Below are 19,913 nucleotides of genomic sequence, written 5' to 3'. Positions count from 1 at the left end.
GTGAAGTTTTCATCAGTTACTCAAGTGCATCCACGCAGAAAATACAGCGCCAGCAAGATCGGAATTGGAATTCCTACAAGCCACAGCAATATCCAGCCTATTTTGCCTTTTTCTTTATTAAGCATAGCGCATTTCTCCTTGCTCAAATGGTTGTGCAGTTTAGCGCACGCCGTTACCGATGACGCCACCAACCGCTGCACCACCAAGCGCTCCGGCGGTGGAGCCACCTGTTACCACGCTACCGGCAACGGCACCAACACCTGCGCCCACGGCAGTATTTTTCTCGCGGGTTGTCATTCCCGAACACGCGGTCAGACTCAGCAAAATAGCAAGGGTCATGGCACTGGTAGTGAATGAATGTAACGTTTTCATAATAATACTCCGTGCCCTTTAAACAAGGGCAACTGTTCAATTAATTAAGCAGACACCATTATTTCAGGCGATACGTAACGCCCATGAATAACGAATTGTCGATTTCGTCATTACCGTTGTCAGCAATATCATCATCAACTTTGGATAACGTCGCTACTGTATCAAATGCCAGTTTATTACTGAGGTAATAACGGTAGGTGGAACTCACCGCATTCGTGGTGGTATCGGCATCGGTGACATCATTGTGGTCGTAATTCATTGCCCAGCTATTCAACCAATCCACGCGATCAGTTAATTCGTGCGTCAAGCTCATGGCATTTTTAGCAGTATAACTTTTGTCGCTGTCTTGCAAAATGGCAGAAGCCGATGCTTCATTGGAAAACTGGGTTTGATTATTCAGTGGGCGATGGTATTCCGCGCCTACATCCAATGCTGGTTTAGTGTCGCTGCCATCGTAATCTTTGAAAACTTCACTGATACCAACTTTAGCTAACCAGCCGTGTTTGCGGGTAGAAATGCGCTCATTAATCAAAACATCACGCGCTTTAAGAATGCCAATAGCCCCTAATTCACCCGCTGTTTTACCGGTGGCTTGCAGGACTTTTTCAATATCTGCCATCCAGTTTTGCTGGTAATCGACTGCACCGTATTTAGTGCGGTATTCGCTCTCTCGCGCAATAATGTTGGCGACTTGGTTGTATTCCGCTTTAGTCAAGCTACCCGTCAAGCGTTTTTTATCTGTCAACGCTTCTACCAAACGAATCGCTTGTGCCATTGGGGTCACGTTGACAACACGACCATAGCCCACGCCAACGCCTGCTTTAATACGCGGGTCATCAGCACCTTTCTTAACGCCAACTTCGCCGTCACCGTACCAAAAAGCACCTTTGCTATTAGGCTTGAAATATTTATTCATACCCGCTGATGCGGTGCCGATGTAATTATCTTGCGTCGCATCGTCAGCATTCGGGCCGCGCTTGGATGAGCCTTGCAGATCGCCATTGAACTTAACATCACGATCGGGCGAACTGAAAACCCGCTCGTAATTCATATCCAAGTTCAAATCATGGCTGGTTTGATCTTGATTACCGCTATTTATGTTTAAACGCCCAGAAACATACGCATCTTCATACGCACTGGTCGGTTGTTCGTAATCAAACAGGGTTACGTCTTCTGCCATCACGGTTGCGGTTGCACCTAACAGTGCAGAGGTGACAGCGAAAGCTAGCATTTGTATTTTCATTGTATTCATATCCATCAATAATGAGTAAAACGCATCAGGGAAAATCCCGTAGAGTCTTATTTTTTCAACTCTTCTGCTTTTTTCAGGGCATCTTCAGCTTCTTGTTTTTCCCGTTCCAATCTGGCTTTCTCGACCTGCCCTTGCACGGCATCGGCTGCATCACCCGCTTTTTCCTTCACGTCATCAGCCGCATCTTTCATCTTTTCATTGGCTTCATGCGCTGCGTCTTTCATGGTTTCATTCGCATTGTGGACAGCATCCGCCGCTTTCTGCTCAGTATCATTGTCACAGCCCATCAACGTTGCGGCGAGTAACAAGGGTAATAACATAAGATTGATTTTCATAAAAACTCCGGTATGTGTTAAAGGTTGGTTTCTAGTTTCATGCCTTCGGCATCAATTTTTAAGCCAGTGACAGCAGCTTCTGCTTCTTCAAGGCTCATGTCGTAATGTTCTTGTAATTTACCCACGAGGACTTCGATTTTACCGCCAATTTCCAGTAAATCATCATCGGTCAATTTACCGAATTGCTCGCGCACTTTGCCCTTGGCTTGATGCCAGTGGGCTGACAAATAATTCGTATCCATGAGATTGATCCTTTAAAGCGTGTGTTAACTTTAATTGAAGGAAATTAAAAAGTAAGGCAGCCCACCTTTTGGGGAAGGTAAAGTCAATAGGCTGCCTTAAAATGCTAGTGTGTTAGCGAAACTGATTAGAAAGGGGAAGGAGAGTAGGGTCAGGCTTTGAATTTAGCAGCGGCATCTTTAACAGAATCACTCAGAGAATGCCATGCGGTTTCCACGCCATCCTTCATATTTTCCCATGCGCCATCACTGGCTTCGCCAAACTCTTTTAACTTCGACTTGGCGACATCAAACTTTTGTTCCATGTCGTGCATGTGTTCATTATAGCTAATGCGACTATCGGCTGACGCCATTTTTGCACGTGCTTGAAATTCAGCTAATTTGGCTTGCGCCAAGGCTAATTCGCCTTCGATTTTCTGTTGGTAATTTTCTCTAGTAGTCATAATATATCTCCTTGAAAAACTCTATAAGTTCATTAAGCGCTACATTGGTTAATATAGCAAGGTAAATCACAAAAATAGATATAAACAGTAGGGCTAATTAAAAATAAAATTAGCTCTGATTGTTTAAATCCATAAGTGACTTAATAATTTTAAATTATTTTAAATGTAACGTGATGTTCAATGTGATCATCCAGCAAGGGAATAACACCGTTAGGTTGATTAATACCGTCCAATGTCACGGAATTGTCATCTCCTTGCGCGTTTAATTGCGTAATCACAATGTGGTAAAGCGTTTCCCGATAACGGTAATGCATTTTGAATTCTGTCCACTCTGGCGGTAAACACGGTTCAAAGCGCAAACTATCGCCTTCGCGCCGCAAGCCCAGCAACGATTCGGTGATAAGCCGGTACATCCAACTTGCCGAGCCGGTATACCACGTCCAGCCGCCGCGCCCGGTATGCGGGGCAACCGCGTATACATCGGCGGCAATCACATACGGTTCGACCTTGTACGTTGCCACGGCTTGCGGGGAAGTGGCGTGGTTGATCGGGTTAATCATCCCCAGCAATTCCCACGCGCGTGCGTTGTCGCCCAAGCGGGCAAACGCCATTGCTGCCCAAATCGCGGCATGGGTGTATTGCCCACCGTTTTCGCGTACCCCTGGCACATAGCCACGGATATAACCGGGGTTCAAGGCGGAGGTATTGAACGGCGGGTCTAACAATTGCACCAGCGCGTGATCGCGGCGCACCAGATGCGTATTCAACGATTGCATGGCTTGCGCCGTGCGTTCGGGCGCACCCACGCCAGAGAGTACCGACCAGCTTTGCGCAATCGAATCAATCTGGCATTCCGGGTTGCTGCTCGAACCCAGCGGCGTGCCGTCGTCGAAGTAGGCGCGGCGATACCAAGCGCCATCCCAGCCGTGGCGTTCGAGATTTTGGCGCAATTGGTAACGTTCCTGCTGGCAACGTTCGGCAAAGGGGATGTCATTGCGTTGCTTTGCCAATTCGGCAAATTGCCCCAACACTTCGCAGAGGAAAAAGCCCAGCCAGATGCTTTCGCCCTTGCCTTCGATGCCGACCAGATTCATGCCGTCATTCCAGTCGCCCGACCCCATCAGCGGCAAACCGTGTTCGCCAAAGCGCAAGCCGTGCAGGATGGCGCGGACGCAATGCTGGTACAGGCTGGCAACGTCAGCCGAATGCCCCGGCAAGTCGTAGTAGGAATCTTCCCCGGCATTCACCGCCCGTCCGCTCAGGAAACCGCGTTGCTCATCCAGCACCGAATAGTCGCCCGTGGTCAAAATGTAACGGCACGTCACCAGCGGCAACCACAAATAATCATCGGAACATTGGGTGCGCACCCCACGGTCGGACGGCGGATGCCACCAGTGTTGCACATCGCCTTCCGCAAATTGATGCCCTGCACACAGCAGCAAATGTTCGCGGACTTTGTGCGGTTCGGCATGAACCAACGCCATCACGTCCTGCAATTGGTCGCGGAAACCGAACGCGCCGCCGGACTGGTAATAACCGCTGCGTCCCCACAAGCGGCAACCCAGGGTTTGGTACAACAGCCAGCCATTGGCGAGCATGTTCACCGTCGGATCAGGCGTTTCCACTTGTACCGTGCTCAAGGTTTGCACCCAATAATTTTGTACCTGTTTGAGTGCGTCGAGTGTCGCCGCCATGCCACGGAAACGTTGCACCAAGGCTTGCGCATCGTGCATATCACGTCCTGCGCCGAGCTTGAAAACGATTTCGCGTTCGCGTCCCGCCGCCAATTCAAACGGCACTTGGATAGCGGCGCACGGGTCAAGTGCTGCGCCCACTTTGCCGGACAAATACGCGCGTTGCAGTGCTGCCGGGTCACGCAACGAACCATTGCGCCCGATGAATTCGGCACGGTCGCCCGTGACCGTGCGGTTGTTATCATCCACCGCAAAGAACGCTACCCGTTCCGCAAACTCCATGCTGTAAGGGTTGCGGGCGAATAACGCGCCTTGTGGAGCAGTGCATTCGGTAATCACATGCGGGGCGGATTTCGGGGTCAAATCGCCCAGCACCCATTCCACGTAACCCGTGGCAGAAAGCTGGCGGCTGCGACCGGACGCATTGCGTACTTTCAGCACCGAGAATTTGACCGAGGCATCCAACGCCACAAACACCGTGAGTTCTGAGTAAATGCCATTTTCATTGTGTTCAAACACGCTGTAGCCGAAACCGTGGCGGCTGATGGTCGCACCCGTTCCCGGACACGGTAGCGGCGTGGGCGACCAGAATTCGCCGCTGTCTTCATCGCGCAAATACAGGGCTTCGCCGCTTAAATCGCTGACCGGATCGTTATGCCACGGGGTTAATCGGTATTCGTGGGCATTTTCGCCCCACGTATAGGCTTGCCCGCTTTCGGAAATGACTGTGCCAAAGTGGGGGTTTGCCAGCACATTGACCCAAGGCGCAGGCGTGGTCTGGTCGGTGGTCGGGGTAATCACGTATTCGCGCCCGTCAGCGGTAAATCCGCCCAAGCCGTTGAACAGGATCAGGTCGTCACGCGGCAACAAACTGCCCACGGTTGGCGGGGCAGGGAAGGGGTAACGGCTGGGTTTGAACGGTGGTACACGCACCTCCAGCAAGCCGCGCCGATTGACTTGATCGGTCAGCGAACCTTTGCTGTCGGTGATAATGACGCGGGCAACCGACTGGATCAGGATGCGGTCTTCGCTGGAAATCTGGTCGGCATGGCGTACAAAAATACCACCGGGGCGGTCAATGACGTGCGCTTCCACGCCCCACGCGATTAGCCCCATGATTTGTTCTTGCAGTAATTGACGGTAGCCTTCGCGGTCTTCGTTCCAGATCACCAGATCGACCGTCAAGCCTTTCAAACGCCAGTAGGCATGGGCTTTGACCAGTTGGCGTACCAGTTCGATATTGTCCAGATCCTTGATTTGTAACAGCACAATCGGCAAGTCGCCGGAAATGGCGTGCGCCCACAAGCCGGATTGCCCCCGGTGATTGCTGATCAAAGTGCTGGCATCCGCCCGTAGCAAAGCGTGGGAATAGATCACCGAATTGGCAAGTCGCCCGTAGAGTTGCGCTTCGGCTTCGCTGGCATTGAGCTGGCGCAATACCACTTGGCTGTGAGTCCAGGCCAGATCGAATACGCGGTCAGCGAGGCGGCGGTCACGGTATTTTTCCACCAATTGCAAGCTAGCTTCGCGGGTATCGGCGATGCCCATGACCATATCGAGCGTCACCGAGGCTTCAGGTTCGAGGGTGATGCGGTGGCGGATAGCAACGATGGGGTCAAGCACTGCGCCGACGCTGTTGGACAGGTGATCGGCGGCAGTCATGGCGTGCGGGGCAACGAGGGTATTGCCGCGCCCAATGAATTGCGCCCGGTCGGTTTCATACGAAATGCCGCTGGAATCGCCTTCATGCACTGCCATCAAATGGAATAGCCACGGGCTGTGTTCGTCGAGGGCGCGGGGGCGGCGGGTACACAAGATGGCTTGCAACGGGTCGATGATTTCGGTTTGCACAAACAGCTTGCTGAATGCCGGATGCAAGGTGTCGGAAGCTGGGGATGCCAATACCACTTCGGCGTAACTGGTGACTTCGATGGTGCGTTGCAGCGGTGAATCGTTGGTGATGCGCACGCGGCGCAATTCGATGTCGTCTTCCGGCGATACCACGATGTCAATGTGCGTGTCGTAGTCGTGGTCACGGCGGCGGAATTCTGCACGACCTTCCGAGAAAATCGCTTCGTAATGGTCTGCCGTAGCAAGTGTTGGTTGATGCGCGGTTGACCAGAATTCGCCACTCGCCACGTCGCGGATGTAGCAGAACGTACCCCAATGGTCGCGGGTACTGTCTTCCTGCCAGCGGGTGACGGCAAAATCCTTACAACGGCTGTAACCGCCGCCCGCATTCGTTATCATCACGTTGTAACGCCCGTTGGAGAGCAACTGCACTTCGGGAATAAGCGTGTTCGGGTTAGTGAGGACGCGGATCGGGATTTGCGGTTCGCTGGAAGCCAGCAAGACTTCCGCCACTTCCGCCGCTTGGGTATAGAACGCGGTCGCTTTGGGAATGCGTTCTTGCAGCAATAACAACGTGGCCTGAAATTGTGGGTTGGCAGCAAAACGCCGTTGCATCGGGCGATCCAGCAGCAAATATGCCAGTGACAGCAAACTCATGCCCTGATGGTGCGCCATGAACGACTGAATGACGACCCGCGTTTCGCCGCGCCGTTGGCGGGAGGGGGTGTAATCGACGGCTTCGTAAAAGCCAAACTTGCCTACCACGCCATCAGCAGCGAGGCGTTGCAGGTTTTGGCAAGCGGCTTCGGGGTCAACCATCAGCGCGAGTGCCGAGGCATACGGCGCAATCACCAAATCTTCCGCCAGCCCGCGTTTCAGCCCCAAACCGGGGACACCAAACGCACGGTATTGGTAATTGAGATGCACATCGACGGTGTTATAACCCGATTCCGACGTACCCCACGGCACGTTGCGCTGTTTGCCATAATCAATCTGGCGTTGCACCACCGCATGGTAAGTCTGGTCGATCAGGGTATTGGTATAGGTCGGCATCACCAGCAAGGGCATCAGGTATTCAAACATCGAGCCGCTCCACGACAACAGCGTGGGTTCGCCATCGGTGGTAATCAGTAAGCGCCCTAGAGCAAACCAGCTTTCTTGCGGCACTTGTTCCTGCGCAATCGTCACGAAATTGCACAACCGCGCTTCGGATGCCAGCAAGTCGTAATAACTCGCATCGCGGTGGCGTTCGGTCACGTTGTAGCCAATCGCAAACAAGCGGCGCGGCTTGTCGTAGAGGAAATCGTATTGCATACACGCGAGTTCGCTGGCTTGCCATGCCAGTTGTTCGAGTGCAGTGATGCGCTCCTGCGCCCACTTACTGCTTGCTGGAATCAGTAACAATTCCCGCAAGGTCGGAATGCCTTCAAGGTTATTCTCTGTTCCATCCGGCACAAGGAAACGCAATTCATCCAAATGCCCACGACACTGCCGCACCAACGCAACGCCCCATTCGCTGTTATCGACGGAGGCAAGCGCGATTAGGTGTTCGAGGCAATGTTCTACCGCTGCCAACGTCGTGGGGCGGGTGGTGGCGGCAACATTCAGCGCCGTTTGCAACGCAATCCAGTGCGTCCTATCCGCCGTACTTTCCAACATAATCCCGAACGTATCCTGCAACCCTTCCAACCACCGTACCGCCAAAATCGGCTGATCCGGCAACGCCAACAACCCCGGCTGCAAGGTCAGCAAATGCCCGCCCAGATTGCCGCTATCCACCGTAGACACATACATCGGCAACAATGGCTTCAGCGACAGCGTGTCATACCAGTTATAAAAATGCCCGTGGTAACGTTCCAGACGCTCCATCGTGCGCAAGGTATTCGCCGTCCGTTCAATCAGCCCGCCCAGCGGCAAGTAACCAAAGTCGTAAGCCGCCAAATTCGCCAGCAACGCCATGCCCATATTGGTCGGTGAAGTCCGATGCGCCACGCCAACATCACGGTAGACCTGATAATTATCCGGCGGCAGCCAGTTATCTTGCACCCCAACTAAGTTCTCGAAATAAGCCCACGTCTTGCGGGCAGTCTTGCGCAGAAACACGGTTTGGTCAGGCGTTAGCTTGCTGGTACGCCGTGCCAGCGGCTCACTCACCCACCAAATAATGGCAGGTGACAACCACCACAATAGCAGGATAGGCGCTGCGATCAGCAAGGTTTCTGGGCGTATCATTACCAGATACAAACCCGTGACCACAGCAATGAACGGCGCAATCCACATTGCCCGGTAAGCAGCAGAAAGGTTTGGGCTGTCGCGGTTGGTTTCACTCGATGGATTCCATTCCAGCAGCCGTTGCTTGGAAACCGCCATCCGCCAGACCGTGCGGATAATCGCATCCAGACTGAAATAGGCTTCGTAAGGCAGGCAAATCAGCGTCAGGGCGGCTTGGGTAAAATGCCCTTCCGCCGCCCGCATTTCAGCCGCCAGATGTTGGCGCAGCAGCAAATCGGCAGGTTTACGCACCAGACTCAACAAGGACGCACTGACCGACGGAATCAGCAAAATCGCCAACACTGCCAGCGTCCAGAAACCCGCCATTGGCAACACCGTCCAGCCCAACAGCAGCAACAGCGTCAACGCCGCAGCAGTAAGACTGCGCCGTAGATTGTCGAAAATCTTCCAGCGTGATAGCCATGACAGCGGGTTTTTCTGGCGTTCTTTCCCAGCTCCCGGCACGGAGGGTAATAACCAGCCCAGCAATTGCCAGTCGCCGCGAATCCAGCGATGCCGACGGCTGACATCGGCGCTGTAACGCACGGGGTATTCTTCATACAACTGAACATCACTGAGCAGCCCCGCCCGTGCATAACAGCCTTCCAGCAAGTCATGGCTGAGGATGCAGTTTTCCGGCAAACGTTCATGCAGTGCTTGCTCGAACGCATCCACGTCATAGATGCCTTTGCCGATGAACGAGCCTTCGTTGAACACATCCTGATACACGTCGGAGACGGCGCGGGTGTACGGGTCAATGCCTGATTCCCCGCCGTACAAGCGTGCATAGCGTGACAGGTTGGGGGCGGAAAGGCTCACGCTGACACGAGGTTGCAGGATGCCGTAACCTTGTGTAACCCGCTGCTTGGCAGGGTCGTAGACCGCGTGGTTCAGCGGATGTGCCAGCGTTCCCACAAACTGGCGAGCGGCATCACGCGGAAGCTGGGTATCAGTGTCCAACGTAATCACGTATTTCACCCCAGCAAGCGGCGTGGTATCGCCTACTACCAACGCGAAGGCATCCTTTGCCCCACCGCGTAGCAGCGCATTCAAATCCGCCAGTTTGCCGCGCTTGCGTTCGTAGCCCATCCACACTTGTGCTTGCGGATTCCAGCGGCGAGGACGGTGAAACAGGAAGAAAATGTCACCCGATTCGCCCGGATATTTTGTGTTCAGGTGGTCGATACCCGCTTGTGCCAGATGCAACAGCGCCGCATCACCCGCCAGTGTTTCTTCCGGTGCATCCAAGAAGTCGGTCAACAAGCCGAAATGTAGGTGCGCATCCCGATTGGCGAGAAAACGGACTTCCAATGCCTCCATCATGCTCTCAATGCCGGGGGTGCTACTCAGCATGGTCGGTACGATGACCAAAGTGCGCGATGGCGCGGGAATGCCTTCGGAAAAATCCATGCGCGGCAGTGCATACGGCGTGGTCAGCAAGGTTGCCAGCCAATTCACCAGTGCCACCGACAGGTAGCTTGTACCGAGTGCCAACACGATGCCCAGCAATGCCAACGACCAGCCCTGTACGCCTTCAGCGTGGGCTTGCAGCAACAAGCCGCTGGTAAACAACAACGTTAACAGGGCAATACCGCCCACAAAGGAGAGCAGCGGTAAGCAGCAAGCGGTTCTGTGGAGTTTTGTGAGCAGCGGTAGCCGTGCTTGCGCGGCTTGTTCGAGTGGGTGCAAGCCTGCGTCGATCAGGTAAAAACCAACGTGCGCGGTGCGGTCGTCATTGCCATGCTTTTCCGCGCCTGCTTGCGCCAGTTGCACGGCTAATTGCGCGACTTCGCCTTCGGAATAGCGGGTGTATTTGGCAATTTTTTCTACGACGTGGCGGTAACGGTCGCGCGTAGCAAACGTCATCTCGCCGTATGCACCCGCCGGATCGTCGAGCAGGGTTTGTTCGACCACGCTCATATTTTCGACGAATTCTTCCCAGTCCATCGAGCCAAGGAAGCGCAGACTGCCGATGCTGTTGCCAATGGAGACTTGATCAGCCGCTTGTTGCTGGCTTTCGATCTGCACCAATTGTTCGATGGTGAGGTGTGATTCCGCCAGCAATTGCTCGATCCAGCTCAATGGCAAGCCCAGTGCGGCACTTTGCCATTGCAGGCGGCGTACCAGTTCCGCCACAAACGGCGTGGTCATTGGCGGGTTGGAACGCGCCATGTCGGCAATCACCAGAATCAGGCTTTTGGGGTCTTGTTCCGCCGCTTCGACCATGCGGTTTGCCCACGTATCGGCAAGGTCTTGGTCAATTTTGTCGGTGGTAATGCGTGCCGCAATGCGCCGCAGGTTTTCGATCAATGCCAAGCGCAACATGATGGGAATTGCCCACAATTCGCCCAGTTTCAACGGCGTGACGGTTTGGTAAGCGGTGACGAAACGGCTGAGGCTGTCGGGGTCAACGCGCCCATCGCCGTGGGCAATATTTTCCAGCGCAATGTCATAGACACGCGGTAAGCCGTTGGATGCGCCGTCCGCCAAGCGCGGCAATTCGCGGCTGTAACCTTGCGGCAAGTGGCGTTTGGCGGTGCGGATTTGTTCGTCGATCAGGTAGAAATTATCCAGCAACCATTCGCCAGCGGGGGTGAGGCGGTGGTTGGAACTGACCGTGGCGGTTAACACGCGGGAACATTTCACCAATACGGCTTCATTGTCGGAGAGGCGGTCGAGAAGCTGATCGCGCGGGAAGGTTTGGCTGAGTTGGTGGGTGTCGGCGAGCGTTCTGCCGTGGCGTTCCATCTGGTCGGCACTGAAGAGTTCGGCGCGTAAGGGTTGTGCTTCTTGGGTACGATCGTGTACCGCATTGACCCGGAAAGAGTGCGCTCCCCAGGCACGGATATTGTTTAATAAGGTTTTTGGGGGTTCTTTCATACGATCTCTCTTGCTTGGGTTTGGTCAAATACGATTTTTATGATCATCAATAAGGGTACCGCCATGAAAATACCGGCCATGCCCCAGAGCCATCCCAGAAACAGGATAAACAGAAAAATCAGAATAGGGTTGATGGTGAATACCTTGCCCACGAATAGGGGCAGTACAAATTCTTCCAGTAGATTCAGCAGCACCAGTGCCAGAGGCGGTAGCAATATCTGTCCGATATGGTTGAAGGTCAGTGAGGATTGGGTATTATCCAGCAGGGTAAACAATATGTTCGACCCACCGACCATCACGTCATGCATCGGTGGATTATTCCCTGCCACCATGATTGTTGCAGATTTATCCGTCATTGCCCACATATCGGTGATAGCGCTTCTGAATAGGATTAATTTGCCTTCCATATGCCGCAATTCGGCAGGTAAACGCTCTACCCAAACACTCACCGGATCGGCAAGGTAATTGATCGCTGTTAACAGTAAAGTGAAAAACAACAGCAATATTAGAAAGCTGCTAACCGTGCTGGGAATACGAAACTTTTGCAGATAATTGACGGCTGGAGTCAGCAAAAACGAGGCAATAATTGCCAATGTCATTGGAATAAAAATGGCTTTGGCGACGTAGAGAACCACGCCCATGCTGATGATGAAAATTCCCCATACGGGAATTTTCAGATTGTTGGCAGCGTTGCCTTCCATAGTATTTATCCAATTTCAAACGCGCTTTAATAACTGCATAATCAGTCCCAATAAACTGGGCGATAACTGACCTTTATTTAACGTTCCCACTAAAACACCAGCCAGCAGTGATGCTCCTGCTGATTCAAGGGGATGCTTTTTAATGAAGCCAAAATATTCAGTATTGGCAAATGCGGTACGTAATTGCTGTTTGGCTTCGGTTACTGTTGGTGGCTGGTATGCCTCACGAACCATATCAATACTCCTGCCACCAGCAGGCACATTATTCCCATAATAAATAAAGCGCCCGCTGGCGGTAAATAAAAGCTTAACACTTGATAGCTGGCAGTCAGCAAAAGTCCGGCTGCCAGGCTGAAAAACAAGGCGGCAACGATCAGCAGTAAAATACGGCTGGTTGTCTGTAACACTTGGCTTTGCAGCACCCGACCTTCGGCTTCAGCCAGTTCAAACAGGCTAATAATGGCGTCGGTCAAAGCTTTCACGGCTTTACTTACCTTGCCCTAACACCTTGAAAATAGTGTAACCGACCCCGAAGGCGATCAGCATACTGGCAACCGGATTTTTACGAATATGCTCGCCCACGTCATTTAAACCAGCATTACCGGCGGCGTAGGCGTCATGCAATTTTTGTTCAGCTTTCTCTTGGTAATGCTCTACTTTGCTTTCGATGTTTTCACCCAGAGTAGCAGAGGTAGCTTCAGTTTTGTTTTTCAGGGATTTTAGTAATTCATTGACTTGATTACGAAGCGTGTCAAATTCTGCACGGAAGTCAATTTCTGTTTCGGTGGTTTTGCTGTGTTGCATGATATTTTCCTTATTAAAAATTAATATAGCATTGTTGTGGTTTATAAACGACGGCCTTGAATAACGCGCATTAAAATGACCACGACTGCAACAATTAATAATATATGAATAAATCCGCCCATGGTATATGAGGTGACAAAACCCAATAGCCAAAGGACAATTAAGACAATTGCAAGTGTTTCGAGCATAAGAATTCTCACTTCGCCAAGATTTGGCAAATCTCGAATTAAAATATAACGTCGCTTGACGTAAAATAATTTACGTATTAGTACTCAGATCGCCTGAGATAAACGGCATTACTAAAATCCTTATTAACTTAATAGGGGTTTGTATTAAGGGTTGCTACGTGTCGTAAAATAACGTATTAATAAAGATCATCTCCATTAAGCGCTCTATTCTTTATAATAGCAAGGTAAATCACTTTTATGTGATGTTTACTTGACCCGATGCGCCACAAACTTGCTGAGATTATCGAGGATTTCCCCACCGCGTCGAAACCCTAAACCGCAGCCTTCCCACGCGAAAAATACCCCGGCCTGATAATTGCGCCCTTGCGCGTCTTTGGGGTATTCGGCGAATGCTTGGTAAACGGTTTGGTAGCGGTCGTATTCGCCAGAGGTTTGCGTGAGGATGTTGCCTGCCGCATCGTAAATGCTGACATTCGCACCTTCGCGCCCGAACAATTTTTTCGCCACTTGCTGTTTGCCGTGCAGCTTTTCACTGCGGGTTTCCAGCAAATAGGGGGAGTCGGGGAATAGCTCGTACAACACTTTCAGAATGCCCTTGCTTTGGAACAGCAGGGTGTACGCGGGGTTGAGGATCACGGTTGCGGTATTGCGAGTAATGTCGTCGAGAATGCCGTTGATGCCGTCTGTTTGCAGCGCAATGTCTTCCCACGGGTAAAGCTTAAACCAGTAGTCGAAACGGGTTTGTTGCGGGTTGAAAATGCCTTGCTCTTCGAGAAAGCCGACTTCATCCAGGTAGCAAAAATCGGTCTGAAAACCGGCGTCATCCGCAAGGTGTTGCAAAAAACGCACGGTTTGTTCGTCTTCCGGCAAGCCGCGAATGCTGGAAAATAGGATGTTTTGATACCGGTAATACTCGCCAAAACGGTCGGGGTCGTTTTCGCCAGTCACTAAGCGGCGGAAGTTTTTCACGAGGCTGGCGTAGACGGTGTTGAATTGCGCGGCTTCATTCATGCCATTGGCTTTGAGCAGCGCCCATTGCACGATTGCGGTTTCAAACAGGCTGGTGGGGGTGTCGGCGTTGAATTCGATCAGTTTAATCGGCAAGCCGTCGACACCGCCTGCGAAATCGAAACGCCCGTAGAGGTGGCGATGGTCGTGTTCCCAACTGCGACAGATGTGGTCGACCAGATTGTAGGGAATGTCGAGTTCCAGAAAACGGTCATGGTCGATGACGTGTTGGGCGGCGGCGACGTACATATCGTAGAGTTCGTTGGCAGCGGTGTAATAAGCTTCGGCTTCTGCCTCGGTAACGACGACGATTTCAGCGGCAACATAGGGTTGGCCGTCGGGGTCGGTGTGCCAAGTCATGCCAACGTCTTCCATGAGCGCGGGGCTGATGGGGTTAACGGTTTCGAGTTGAATCATGAATTAGCCTCCTGCTGAGCCGCCGCCAAAGGAACTGCCACCAGTAGTGCTGCCAGAGCGGTTGCTGGGGTTGGCATTATTATTGTTGCCGAAAAAGCCGGATTTGGGTTGTTGCGCTTGATTGGGGTTGACCGCACGGGTGTCGGTGCGTGCGGCGGGGCGGCTGATGCTGCTTTGCGCTTTGCTGGCTTGTTGTTGCTGATGCTGTTGGTAATTGGCGTTGCCCATGAGTTTGTTAGCAAGCATTCCGCCAATCAGCGCCCCGGCTGCGGCGGCGAGCACCGTTTCACCCAAGCTCAAACCTTGATTTTGTGCCACGGGTTGCGTGAGGGCAGACGTGCCAGCTTCGACTTTTTTGGCTTCGGCTTCTGCCATCGCTTTGAGTTCGGCTTCGGTGAGGATGCGTTCGTTGCCTTTCATGTCCTTGAGGATAGCGCGGGTTTGGCTGGCGGGGTATTTTTCCACCAGTTCATAGGTGTCAGGATTTGCGCCAGTCTGCTGAATGACCATGAACATGGCTTCGCCTTTGGCGGCTTCAGAAATCGTACCCGCGCCTGCATTGGGCGGTGGCGCGGGCGGTTGATCACCGCCGCACCCTTGCAGGCTGGCGAGGATGGTAATGCCAATACTGCCTACCAAAGAATAGGAACTGATGAACTTTAGGTAGGGCTTATGCATGTTGGTTCTCTCACGCGGCAGTTTGTAAAGCTAACTCCGGCACTTCCAGCGCCGCGTTAATAGCATCGTCTACCCGCTCCAGCCACACAAAATTGAGCTGTTTACGGGCATTTTCCGGCACGTCATCCAAATCCTTACGGTTACGCGCGGGCAACATCACGGTGTGGATGCCTGCGCGTAAGGCGGCAAGGCATTTTTCCTTAACCCCGCCAATCGGTAACACCAAACCACGCAAGCTGATTTCGCCGGTCATGGCGACATCACTGCGCACTTTGCAATCACTGAGCAAGGATACCAGCGAGGTGAAAATCGACACCCCTGCGCTAGGCCCGTCTTTCGGGATGGCGCCCGCCGGAACGTGCAAGTGAATATCATGCTTCTCGAATACCTGCGGGTCAACCCCAAAGCGTTTAGCGTTGGCTTTGATCAGACTTAAGGCAGCTTGAGCGCTTTCTTTCATCACATCGCCGAGTTGCCCGGTAATGATCAGCTTGCCATGCCCCGGCATTTTGGTGGTTTCGATGAACAGAATGTCACCGCCAACCGGTGTCCATGCCAAGCCGGTTGCCACACCGGGGACGCTGGTACGCATCGCCACTTCGCTTTCAAAGCGTTGTGCGCCAAGGATTGCAGGCAACTCAGCGGGGGTAATCGCGACCCGCTCGGTCTTGCCTTCCGCGATTTGAATAGCGGCATTGCGCAAGACCGCCGCGATTTCACGCTCTAAATTGCGGCAACCGGCTTCACGGGTGTAATCGCTCACAATCGTGTGTAACGCGGCTTCGTTGACGTGCGCTTGTTCTGGGGTCAAACCGTGCGCTTCAAGTTGACGTGACAGCAGGTAACGTTTGGCAATTTCGACCTTTTCGTCTTCGGTGTAACCGGGCAGGCTGATGATTTCCATGCGGTCGCGCAATGGCCCCGGAATTGAATCCAGTACATTGGCGGTAGCGATGAATACCACTTTGCTCAGGTCAAACGGTAGCGCCAAATAGTTATCGCGGAAGCTTTCGTTTTGCGCGGGGTCGAGCACTTCCAGCAAGGCGGCGGCGGGGTCGCCGTGGAAGCCGCCGCCGCCGAGTTTGTCGATTTCGTCGAGCATAAACACCGGATTGCGGCTGCCTGCTTTGCGCATTTCCTGAATGATATTACCGGGCAATGCGCCCATGTAAGTGCGGCGATGCCCACGGATTTCGGCTTCGTCATGTACCCCGCCAAGGCTGGCACGCACAAATGGTAAGCCTAAGGAACGGGCAATGCTTTTGCCGAGTGAGGTTTTACCGACACCGGGCGGCCCTACAAAACACAGGATCGGGCTGCGGCCTTGCGGGTTGAGTTTGCGTACCGCGAGGTATTCGAGAATGCGCTTTTTGATCTTTTCCAAGCCGTAATGGTCTTCGTCCAGCACTTCGCGGGCTTTGGCAATGTCGATAGTTTCGGCTGCCAGTGTGTTCCAAGGCAAGCTGGTGAGCCAGTCGAGGTAGGTGCGGATCATGGAATATTCACCTGACGATTCCGGCATTTTTTGCAGGCGTTTGAGTTCCTTGCGGGCTTGCTCGGCGGCTTCGGCGGACATATTCGCATCGGCAATCGCTTGTTTTAGCTCTTCAATTTCGGTTTGGTTGCTGTCATCGTCGTCTTCGCCCAGCTCTTTTTTGATGGCTTTGAGGCGTTCGCGCAGCATGAATTCGCGCTGGCGGGCATCCATCGACTGTTTGGTTTGCTGGTCGATTTCACGGGTCAATTTCAACACTTCGAGCTGGTGGCGCACGTGTTCGGCGACTTTATCGAGGCGTTCGCGCAGGTTGATGGTTTCTAAAATTACCTGCTTTTCTGGTGGGCTAATGTCGAGGAAATTGCTGACCAAATCGGCCAGTGCGCCCGCGTATTCCATGCTTTGAATAGCGCTAATCACTTCAGGCGGGGCTTGTGGCAGCAATTGCACGGTTTCGATAGCTTTTTCCTGCAAATGACGCATCCGCGCTTTGACATCAGGGTCATCTTCAGCGGCTTCGACTTCGGGAAGGATTTCGACGTGTGCCGCCATGTAGGGCAAACCTTCCACATAATCGACGACACGAAAGCGCTCTTCGCCTTGCACCACTAAATGATGCGTGCCGCTGGAGGTGGTGACGTAGCGCAAAATGCTTGCAATTGTGCCGATCGGGTGTAATTGGCTGCCATCGGGGTTGCTGACGGTGGCTTGGGTTTGCAACACCAGACCGATTTTTTGCCCATTTTTCACAGCTTCTTGCGCGGCGGCGATGGATTGTTCGCGCCCAATGGTGATGGGAATTGCCATGCCCGGAAATAAGACGACATCGCGCATGGGGATTAAAATGAGAGCTTCGTTCATGCTGTTACCTCGGTTGGGGGCAAATAACCTAGTTTGGTTGTCAAGTACTCTTGTTAGACAAGATTGTGACAAGTCTTATTTTTTCAAGAGGTGCGCTGTGCATGACGGTGTGAATATTTCCCCACAAACGCGCCCGCCGGATCGTATTCGCGTTGTTGTTTGCCAATATTGAACTCGCGCCGCCCACGCGGATCGGTGCCGACACCCGCAAGGTATTGCCAGTTGCCCCAATTGCTGGCGGGGTCGTAATCAATCAATTGCGCTTCAAACCATGCGGCGCCGTCGCGCCAATCCACCCCCAATTGGTTGATCAGGTAGCTGGCGACGATTTGCCGCCCGCGATTCGACATCCAGCCGGTATTGCGCAATTGGTGCATGAAGGCATTCACGAACGGTGCGGCGGTTTTGCCTTCACACCAGCCTGCTAAGGCTTTGGGGTTTTTGTTCAGCAACGGGTCTTGATTGCGGATGCCGCGTAACAGGTATAAACGGTTGCCGTAGCGGTAATGCAGCCATTGGAAATATTCGCGCCACAGCAATTCAAAATACAGCCAGTAGGTGGAATCGTTCGCGCCGTATTGTGCTTCATAGTCCTGCAATTCCGCCACAATCTGCCGAGGGGATACACAGCCTTGCGCCAGCCAAGGGGAGAGTTTCGAGGAAAAGTCCCAGCCATCCAAACCGTTACGGGTCAGTTTGTAGCGGCTGACTTGGCGGGTATCGTGCAAGTAATAGCGCACTTGCGCCAAGCCTGCGGTTTCACCACCACTGAACGGCAGCGTGTTGGGATCAGTTTCGGGGGTGCTGAATTCGGGCAGCGGGTCGGATGCATTCGGCAATGGCGCGGGAAGACGCTGGGGGCGCGGCAATGGTTGCGCGACGGCAATTTGTTCCACTTGCTTGCGAAAAGGGGTGAAGCTGTCGGGCAACTTATTCACGTTAAAGGGCAATTGCCGCGCGTCAAACAAGGTGAAACTTTCAGTTTCTACCCACTGGCACTGCGGACAGGTTTGCTTCACATTGGTCAATTGACGTTGTTCATACGTTGCGGGAACAGGGGTTGTGCCTGCGATTTGAATACCGTGCGTTTGGATGAGTTCGCTGATAATTGCGTCAGGTTGACCGACGCGAATCACCAGCGTTTGCCCCAAGGCCGCTAATTGTTGCTGCAAATCAGCGAGGGATTCGCGGATAAATTGCCAGCGGAATGCGCCCATGGATGCCTGTGTATCCACCGCATAAACGCACAGCAATTGCTCGCATTGCCGCGCGAGTTTGAGTAAAGCAGGGTTATCATGCAGACGCAAATCGTAGCGAAACCAGAATAAACCGTTCATGGGGCAAAGCGTATTCCTAAGAAATCAAACAGTTCCCCCGAATCTTCGGGTCGCAAATGTTGCATCACCTTGAGCAAATGGCTGGCGGTGAATGCGGGTGTTTGCAGATGATCCGGCGGTACATTGCGCTTGAATGGTTCAGACAGCGCGGTGTCGGTCGTGCCGGGTTGCAAACCGACGATAATGGTGGGGCGTTTCATGCGCTGCAATTCGATGGCGAAGTTTTTGATGAGCATATTCAGCGCGGCTTTGCTGGCGCGGTAGGAATGCCAGCCGCCGAGCCGGTTGTCGCTAATGCTGCCGACACGGGCGGATAAAATGCCAATGGTGGTCGGGTGTTTGGGGTTAAGCTTTGCCAGCAAGTGTTTGACCAGCAACGCGGGGCCGACTGCATTGAGGGCGTAGGAACGTAGCAGGTGATCGGCGTCCAAACTGCGCCAAGTTTTTTCCGGTTGCAGCGTGTCGTCGTGTAACCAGCCGGTGGCGATGAAAACCCAGTCCAGTTCAGCTTTGTCGGGCAGGGCTTGCAACGCGCTAATGATGTTGGCTTCATCCGTCAAATCGAAACGGAGGTCTTGCGTGGGAATATTCAGCACTGGCAACGCAGCGGTATTGCGTGCCAGCCGGATGAGCTGAATGTCAGGAAATTGCGCGGCGAGTTGTTCGCAAAACGCTTGCCCGATACCGCCGGATGCGCCTGCTACCAAGACTTTACGGGGTGTCGTGGTCATCTTAGTTGATGCTGCCGGTGATGGGGCAGTCGGCAATGTCGTCGAAAATCTTTTTCAAGCCTGGGCTGTTTTCGCCGGTATGCATCGGAATGTCGAGGTATTCGGCTTTGTTGGCTTCGGACTGGAAGTAGATTTTCAGATCGCCATCCATAATGAACGGGGCGTTTTCAAGGTCGGTGACGTCTTCGAGCGTGATGGGGTCGAGTGTGGAAATGCGCATAATGGTTATCCTCCTAGTGATTATGGGTCAAGTGTCAGCAGTGTGGACAAGACTTGCAATTAATCCTGCTTTGTATCCGGTATTTATACAAGAGTGTGACAAGATGGGGCGTTGCGGTGATAATTACTTAACTTTT

Annotated in this window: 17 protein-coding genes; all 17 read right to left on the bottom strand. The window is 52.9% G+C overall.

Features of this window, described 5'->3' with window-relative positions; all coding sequences use genetic code 11:
- Window positions 1-159: 159 nt before the first annotated feature.
- Complete coding sequence (locus tag HMY34_RS00280; protein WP_202717180.1) at window positions 160-372, bottom strand: YMGG-like glycine zipper-containing protein; 213 nt, start codon at window positions 370-372, stop codon at window positions 160-162.
- A 58-nt stretch (window positions 373-430) separates the two neighbouring features.
- Window positions 431-1,603 (bottom strand): DUF481 domain-containing protein, encoded by a 1,173-nt coding sequence (locus HMY34_RS00275; protein ID WP_228287935.1) that lies wholly within the window; start codon window positions 1,601-1,603, stop codon window positions 431-433.
- A 68-nt stretch (window positions 1,604-1,671) separates the two neighbouring features.
- A complete protein-coding gene (locus HMY34_RS00270; protein ID WP_202717178.1) occupies window positions 1,672-1,959 on the bottom strand; it encodes a hypothetical protein in 288 nt (95 codons plus the stop codon).
- Between the two features lie 17 nt (window positions 1,960-1,976).
- Window positions 1,977-2,201, bottom strand: coding sequence for a CsbD family protein (locus HMY34_RS00265; protein WP_202717177.1), 225 nt, complete (start codon window positions 2,199-2,201; stop codon window positions 1,977-1,979).
- Between the two features lie 149 nt (window positions 2,202-2,350).
- On the bottom strand, window positions 2,351-2,641 hold the full coding sequence (locus tag HMY34_RS00260) for a sll1863 family stress response protein (RefSeq protein ID WP_202717176.1): 291 nt from the start codon (window positions 2,639-2,641) through the stop codon (window positions 2,351-2,353).
- Window positions 2,642-2,790: 149 nt separating this feature from the next.
- Entirely contained in the window at window positions 2,791-11,337 is an 8,547-nt protein-coding gene (locus HMY34_RS00255) for a glycoside hydrolase family 94 protein (protein ID WP_202717175.1), read from the bottom strand.
- Complete coding sequence (locus tag HMY34_RS00250; RefSeq protein WP_202717174.1) at window positions 11,334-12,038, bottom strand: AI-2E family transporter; 705 nt, start codon at window positions 12,036-12,038, stop codon at window positions 11,334-11,336. Before HMY34_RS00250 ends, HMY34_RS00255 begins: the two co-directional genes overlap by 4 nt.
- Before the next feature lie 15 nt (window positions 12,039-12,053).
- On the bottom strand, window positions 12,054-12,272 hold the full coding sequence (locus tag HMY34_RS00245; RefSeq protein ID WP_202717173.1) for a hypothetical protein: 219 nt from the start codon (window positions 12,270-12,272) through the stop codon (window positions 12,054-12,056).
- On the bottom strand, window positions 12,239-12,520 hold the full coding sequence (locus HMY34_RS00240; RefSeq protein WP_202717172.1) for a hypothetical protein: 282 nt from the start codon (window positions 12,518-12,520) through the stop codon (window positions 12,239-12,241). Before HMY34_RS00240 ends, HMY34_RS00245 begins: the two co-directional genes overlap by 34 nt.
- Before the next feature lie 4 nt (window positions 12,521-12,524).
- Window positions 12,525-12,842, bottom strand: a complete 318-nt coding sequence (locus HMY34_RS00235) for an ElaB/YgaM/YqjD family protein (protein ID WP_202717171.1) — start codon at window positions 12,840-12,842, stop codon at window positions 12,525-12,527.
- 41 nt (window positions 12,843-12,883) lie between these two features.
- A complete protein-coding gene (locus tag HMY34_RS20515) occupies window positions 12,884-13,030 on the bottom strand; it encodes a lmo0937 family membrane protein (RefSeq protein ID WP_202717170.1) in 147 nt (48 codons plus the stop codon).
- 246 nt (window positions 13,031-13,276) lie between these two features.
- Window positions 13,277-14,455: a glutathionylspermidine synthase family protein gene (locus HMY34_RS00225; protein ID WP_202717169.1), complete on the bottom strand. Its 1,179-nt coding sequence runs from the start codon at window positions 14,453-14,455 to the stop codon at window positions 13,277-13,279.
- Between the two features lie 3 nt (window positions 14,456-14,458).
- Window positions 14,459-15,133 carry a Cj0371 family chemotaxis-regulating polar lipoprotein gene (locus HMY34_RS00220; protein ID WP_202717168.1) on the bottom strand — a complete coding sequence of 225 codons (675 nt, stop codon included), beginning with the start codon at window positions 15,131-15,133 and terminating at the stop codon, window positions 14,459-14,461.
- 10 nt (window positions 15,134-15,143) lie between these two features.
- Window positions 15,144-17,489 carry an endopeptidase La gene (gene lon, locus HMY34_RS00215; protein ID WP_202717167.1) on the bottom strand — a complete coding sequence of 782 codons (2,346 nt, stop codon included), beginning with the start codon at window positions 17,487-17,489 and terminating at the stop codon, window positions 15,144-15,146.
- An 83-nt stretch (window positions 17,490-17,572) separates the two neighbouring features.
- A complete protein-coding gene (locus HMY34_RS00210) occupies window positions 17,573-18,826 on the bottom strand; it encodes a DASH family cryptochrome (RefSeq protein ID WP_202717166.1) in 1,254 nt (417 codons plus the stop codon).
- Window positions 18,823-19,557: an SDR family NAD(P)-dependent oxidoreductase gene (locus tag HMY34_RS00205; protein ID WP_202717165.1), complete on the bottom strand. Its 735-nt coding sequence runs from the start codon at window positions 19,555-19,557 to the stop codon at window positions 18,823-18,825. Before HMY34_RS00205 ends, HMY34_RS00210 begins: the two co-directional genes overlap by 4 nt.
- Before the next feature lies 1 nt (window position 19,558).
- Window positions 19,559-19,777: a hypothetical protein gene (locus HMY34_RS00200; protein ID WP_202717164.1), complete on the bottom strand. Its 219-nt coding sequence runs from the start codon at window positions 19,775-19,777 to the stop codon at window positions 19,559-19,561.
- Window positions 19,778-19,913 lie beyond the last annotated feature (136 nt).

Source organism: Thiothrix subterranea, assembly GCF_016772315.1.
Lineage (GTDB): Bacteria > Pseudomonadota > Gammaproteobacteria > Thiotrichales > Thiotrichaceae > Thiothrix > Thiothrix subterranea.
The sequence above is the reverse complement of the archived record's forward strand: the minus strand, read 5'-3'. Positions and strand labels throughout refer to the sequence as shown.

What these genes read in the sequence shown, in the direction of transcription:
- HMY34_RS00200 (WP_202717164.1), bottom strand. Translation starts at nt 19,777, where the DNA reads ATGCGCATTTCCACACTCGACCCCATCACGCTCGAAGACGTCACCGAC.
- HMY34_RS00260 (WP_202717176.1), bottom strand. Translation starts at nt 2,641, where the DNA reads ATGACTACTAGAGAAAATTACCAACAGAAAATCGAAGGCGAATTAGCC.
- HMY34_RS00225 (WP_202717169.1), bottom strand. Translation starts at nt 14,455, where the DNA reads ATGATTCAACTCGAAACCGTTAACCCCATCAGCCCCGCGCTCATGGAA.
- HMY34_RS00270 (WP_202717178.1), bottom strand. Translation starts at nt 1,959, where the DNA reads ATGAAAATCAATCTTATGTTATTACCCTTGTTACTCGCCGCAACGTTG.
- HMY34_RS00220 (WP_202717168.1), bottom strand. Translation starts at nt 15,133, where the DNA reads ATGCATAAGCCCTACCTAAAGTTCATCAGTTCCTATTCTTTGGTAGGC.
- HMY34_RS00275 (WP_228287935.1), bottom strand. Translation starts at nt 1,603, where the DNA reads ATGCTAGCTTTCGCTGTCACCTCTGCACTGTTAGGTGCAACCGCAACC.
- HMY34_RS20515 (WP_202717170.1), bottom strand. Translation starts at nt 13,030, where the DNA reads ATGCTCGAAACACTTGCAATTGTCTTAATTGTCCTTTGGCTATTGGGT.
- HMY34_RS00255 (WP_202717175.1), bottom strand. Translation starts at nt 11,337, where the DNA reads ATGAAAGAACCCCCAAAAACCTTATTAAACAATATCCGTGCCTGGGGA.
- HMY34_RS00235 (WP_202717171.1), bottom strand. Translation starts at nt 12,842, where the DNA reads ATGCAACACAGCAAAACCACCGAAACAGAAATTGACTTCCGTGCAGAA.
- HMY34_RS00210 (WP_202717166.1), bottom strand. Translation starts at nt 18,826, where the DNA reads ATGAACGGTTTATTCTGGTTTCGCTACGATTTGCGTCTGCATGATAAC.
- lon (WP_202717167.1), bottom strand. Translation starts at nt 17,489, where the DNA reads ATGAACGAAGCTCTCATTTTAATCCCCATGCGCGATGTCGTCTTATTT.
- HMY34_RS00205 (WP_202717165.1), bottom strand. Translation starts at nt 19,557, where the DNA reads ATGACCACGACACCCCGTAAAGTCTTGGTAGCAGGCGCATCCGGCGGT.
- HMY34_RS00280 (WP_202717180.1), bottom strand. Translation starts at nt 372, where the DNA reads ATGAAAACGTTACATTCATTCACTACCAGTGCCATGACCCTTGCTATT.
- HMY34_RS00250 (WP_202717174.1), bottom strand. Translation starts at nt 12,038, where the DNA reads ATGGAAGGCAACGCTGCCAACAATCTGAAAATTCCCGTATGGGGAATT.
- HMY34_RS00245 (WP_202717173.1), bottom strand. Translation starts at nt 12,272, where the DNA reads ATGGTTCGTGAGGCATACCAGCCACCAACAGTAACCGAAGCCAAACAG.
- HMY34_RS00265 (WP_202717177.1), bottom strand. Translation starts at nt 2,201, where the DNA reads ATGGATACGAATTATTTGTCAGCCCACTGGCATCAAGCCAAGGGCAAA.